This is a genomic window from Listeria valentina (assembly GCF_011800755.1).
Taxonomy (GTDB): domain Bacteria; phylum Bacillota; class Bacilli; order Lactobacillales; family Listeriaceae; genus Listeria; species Listeria valentina.
Genome location: NZ_JAATJW010000098.1, coordinates 1 through 4596, shown reverse-complemented (window position 1 = coordinate 4596; position 4596 = coordinate 1). Strand labels below are relative to the sequence as shown.

Here is a 4596-nt window from a genome sequence, read left to right as displayed (position 1 = left end):
AAGTCCTTTCGACATTTGTGTCTATTTATTTACTAGTATATCAAAAAAGGTGTCTACTTTATTAGGATACATGCAGACAAGACAATGCGATCCAAGGATCAGAATTCAGAAATAAGATGAATGAGAACTGGTCGATCATCGAATCTTATTTGGGAATCGGGATGCCTTCTCCAGCAGAGGTTGTTTCCACTTTGTTCCCCTTATCCCCTGAAAGTTTGGAAGGGGCACAGTTAGAAAATTATTTCAATAAAGAACGAATTGAAAAAGATAAATCCATTGCCAACTTAACAGGAGAGCTTGTGACAGCAGTTGGTGCCAATGTGAGTGCTTTTATACGGATTAAAGATCTAGATGTTCTGGGCTGTAACTACAATTACAACACGGCGGGCTGTTTTTATGATGCGAATTTTCGTTATGTGACTTTTGTCCGTTTTGTGGCCTCTGGAACGAGTGGATGGTACACACTTACGCCACCAGAAAATGCCGTGTACATTCGGGTTGTGGTAAATAGTGCTCATTTGGATCAGTATATGTTGCGAGCAAGCGCTGAAAAGCCTGCGCAGTACTATCCTTATCAAGTGTCCATTCCATGGCTACAGTCGGATAAAGCTTTGTCGGGTAAAAAAATTGTGACTTTTGGGGATAGTATTACGTGGCAAGATGGACAAACGATTGACAATGTGACCCTACAAGGCTATCAGAGTTATATGCGACAAGCTGGAGCGATTGTGACGAATGAAGGCGTAGGTAACATGTCGTTTGCGCAGAGTAGCAAAGCGGGAGCAGAGGAGCTATATCTTTATAAAAAGATTGTTTTAGACAAGTACGATCTGGCTGGAACGGATATTGTAACCATTGCGTGTGGAACCAATGATGTAGCCTTTGATGTAGTTGCTGGAGAGATTGGAACTATCACGAGTACCGAATTTGACACATCAACTAGTTTCGGTGCGTTACGAGGTATATTGGAGTATATCCGTTCTCATTTCCCGACTGTTGATATTTATTTAATGACACCCTTGCAGAATAAAACTCGAGATATGGTTAAACATCAGGAAATGGCAGATGGCATTATGACGATTGGTGGCTTTTATGGTGCTCCTGTTTTTGACTTATTTAGACGTTCAGGAATTGGAAAATATACATTCGATACCTATACACGTGATGGCTTGCATCCGAATAATGCCGGTTATGCTTTATATGGTCCAAGAATCGTGAGAATGTTAGAAGCCGAGTAAGGCTTTTTTATTTGGGGGTGAATTATTGTGGATCAAGAGATAAAAATCACGAATCGTGAATGGACTGAAACGAAGTCAGCCGTTGATAAGAACAGCAAGCAAACAGAAATAAATCGAGAGCGTCTAGATAGGCACAGCAAGCGTTTAGATCAGTTAGAAGATGCAAATATTGCTTTTCCGCTCGCGATTCAAGAAGCCGTAAAGAATGGCATGGCACCAGTCATGGAAAAATTAATAAAGCATGATGAGAAGTTTGTAAACATCGAAATCATGAAAGAGCGTGAACGGGCTGAAAAAGCGGAGCACATTATACAAGAAGAAAAAGACCGCAAAAAGTTCTTTGTTCGAACGATTATTACCGTAGTGATCACCTCTGTACTTGGTGGAGGTCTCGGAATACTGGTGACTTCGTTTTTAACAAAATAAGAAGGAGTAGATCAAAATGAAAATCAATTGGAAAATCAGACTCAAAAGCTGGCGGACATGGCTATTAGCCATTATTCCAGTCATTACTATTATTTGGAGTGCAGGCGGGTTTCAGGTATCCGATTTAGATAGCTGGGAACAACTAGGACTATCCTTCATGACCTTCCTAAAAAGCCCAGCGGCAATTATCGCGGTACTTTCTGCACTGGTTGCCACTTACGTAGACCCCACAACAAAAGGGCTAGAGGACAGCGATTTAGTCATGAAAAAGAAAAATTTAAAGGGGGATAAATAAAAATGGGTAAAATAGTAGACATTAGTAAATACCAAGCGAAAGTAGATTACAAAAAACTAAAAAGTGAAGTGGACTATGTCATTTTGCGTTCGAGTTATGGTACACAGAAATTTGATGAATTACTTGATACGCATTTGAAGGGTGTCATTGGTGCAGGTATTCCGTTTGGACTTTACCATTATGCACTAATGGAAGGCGGACAAGATACAATTAACGAAGCGAATATGCTAATTAAAGCAGTAGATAAAGCTAAGAAGGCAGGTAAAGCACCCACTTACGTTTTTATTGACGTTGAAGAAAAACACTGTTCGGATATTGTGAACGAAACAAATCGATTTATCACAGAAGTTCAAAATAAAACAGGCATCAAGTGCGGACTTTATAGCGGCGATGCGTTTGTTAAACAACACAATCTATTAAAAGTAAACACACCAATGCGCTGGACGGCTCGTTATGGTTTAAATGATGGCAAGGTGAACATGAAATATCAGCCAACAACACAATTCCATATCTGGCAATATACGAGTACAGGAAAGCTTTCAAGTATTTCTGGGAATCTCGATTTAAATACGTGTAGCACTGCTGTTCTTAATCAACTGCGAGGGTCTAGCGCACCAAATCCAACGCCGAAGCCAAAACCGGCAACAACGAAAAAACCAAATCGACAATACGCAGAAAAAGGCGTGTTCACTGCTACAACGACTGTAGCCATTAAATACACGCCAAAAGTAAGTGCTACCCAAGTAGCTAGGCTTACTCCGGGCGAATCCGTTCACTATCGTCGTGTAGCTTTTAGCGATGGTTATGTGTGGGTTCAATATATGCGCTCAATTGGAAAATTGGCTTGGGCATGCGCTGGTAAAGCTAGTGCTGATAATAGAAAGAATGCTGAAAAATATGGGACGTTTAAATAATTTTCTGACCTTATCTTTTCGGCGGGAATATTTGAGTGTCTTGATAATTCTGTTTGATTGTATTACTGGTTGAAATAGCAAAACCCATTCCTTATAATAAATATGTGCATGAGCACCCCCTTATGCACGGGTGATTGCATTGCCAACTCCCTTACTATGCTGCGACCTCGTCCTTTTTTGGGAGGGGTTCTTTTTTCGGCTGAACTAACAAAACTATTATCTAAGGTGGACAAATTTGTTTTTAACGAGTAGAATCTAACTATGCTAGATATTGATTAAACCATGTACTACTTTTGTAAGGATGGTTAATTGTTGTGCCCAAATTTCATATATAAAACATGGACGGGAATGATAATATGGGAAGTACATCTGGTGTTGTTACATTATTAACTATATCCAACGTGAGAAATGGTGTAGGAAATGGAATTACTAAGCCGCATTATGCAATCATTAATAATGAGTTGTGTATAATTAAAGGAATGAACAATCCTGAAAAGCATTTGGTATTGTTTAACGAATATGTAGGATATAGGTTAGCTGCAATTCTAGGTTTAAGTGTTCCTGAATTTGGTTTCGCTAAGATAAATCAAGAAACACATTTTGATGAAAGCGGGAAAAGAAAGTATTTTACAAATGGTTGCCTTTGTTTTTTTACTAAATATGTTGAAAAAACAGTTCCATTGCGTGCTGCTAAACAGCTTCAAAGCGCAAGTTCATATGAACTAGTTAGTATTTTTTTGTATGATTTATTGATATGTAATAGCGATAGAAATCCCGGTAACTTACTCTTACATAAACCTAAAACACAAAATTTAAGTATTTATCCAATAGACTATACTCATGCCTTTGAATTACAGGCAGTATGGGATGGCGGTCAATTAAAAAGGTTTGTGGAAAAGCCGAAGGAAAAGGTAGATTTAGATAAAATTGACAATCAACTTTTATACCAATATATCAAAGAGGCCAAAATATATAGGATAGAAGAAATAGACGAATGTGTTAATCATTTTAAGAACAGTTTGAGCACTGTGAATTTGGAAGAGGTAATTAGCGAAATTCCAAAAGAATTATTATGCAAAATTGAAAAAATAGATATAGAATATTTTCTGCGTTTTCTAGAATCTAGAATTGAAGAGTTAGATCAACTTAAAGATTACATGAAAAGTAAAATAATAGGAGGTGACCAATTATGAGAGTTGAATATTCTATATTAAGATACACACCTGATATATATATTGGAGAAGCCATAAATGTTGGTATAGCTTATCATAACTTGGAAACCGATCAAAGAGATTTTAAAATCATAAGTAATTATAAGCGCTTATGGGCTTTTGATGATGAACTTGATCCTGAGTTTACTACTCAATCAATTGAAGGATTTGCAAACGATTGGGTGATGGGAAATTTGTTTAGTAGATATCATTCATTAAGAGAATATACACGATTTTTTGTAAATGAGTTCTACTTTAGTGAAATAAAGATAGAGGATGTTGGAGACTATAAAGAATTTATTGTTAAATCATCTAAATTCTTTTTTAGGAAAAGCCTACCTAAATCAGAAAGATTATCAAAGAAACAAAGAATAGACTTTTTAGAGTCTTTTCTTAATAAAAAAATCTTTAGTTTTAGAAAAAAAGAAAAATTAATTTGGAAATATAAAGATGGCTATACGTTTGAGTATTATATTATAAACAATGGGAATCCAGTTGGAATTAAATATATT

At 36.8% G+C, this 4596-nt stretch carries 6 protein-coding genes; all 6 read left to right on the top strand.

The annotated features are described in order from the left end of the window. Positions 1 to 116 precede the first annotated feature (116 nt). Positions 117 to 1238 (top strand): SGNH/GDSL hydrolase family protein, encoded by a 1122-nt coding sequence (locus HCK02_RS13175; protein WP_167630561.1) that lies wholly within the window; start codon positions 117 to 119, stop codon positions 1236 to 1238. Between the two features lie 27 nt (positions 1239 to 1265). Next, a complete protein-coding gene (locus HCK02_RS13170) occupies positions 1266 to 1664 on the top strand; it encodes a hypothetical protein (RefSeq protein ID WP_167630560.1) in 399 nt (132 codons plus the stop codon). Positions 1665 to 1680: 16 nt separating this feature from the next. Further along, positions 1681 to 1959: a phage holin gene (locus tag HCK02_RS13165; protein ID WP_167630559.1), complete on the top strand. Its 279-nt coding sequence runs from the start codon at positions 1681 to 1683 to the stop codon at positions 1957 to 1959. Positions 1960 to 1961: 2 nt separating this feature from the next. After that, positions 1962 to 2873 carry a GH25 family lysozyme gene (locus HCK02_RS13160; RefSeq protein ID WP_167630558.1) on the top strand — a complete coding sequence of 304 codons (912 nt, stop codon included), beginning with the start codon at positions 1962 to 1964 and terminating at the stop codon, positions 2871 to 2873. Positions 2874 to 3229: 356 nt separating this feature from the next. Continuing rightward, entirely contained in the window at positions 3230 to 4066 is an 837-nt protein-coding gene (locus HCK02_RS13155) for a HipA family kinase (protein WP_167630557.1), read from the top strand. Continuing rightward, a partial coding sequence (locus HCK02_RS13150) for a DUF3037 domain-containing protein (protein WP_167630556.1) occupies positions 4063 to 4596 on the top strand: 534 nt, incomplete at its 3' end. The genes HCK02_RS13155 and HCK02_RS13150, both read left to right, overlap by 4 nt.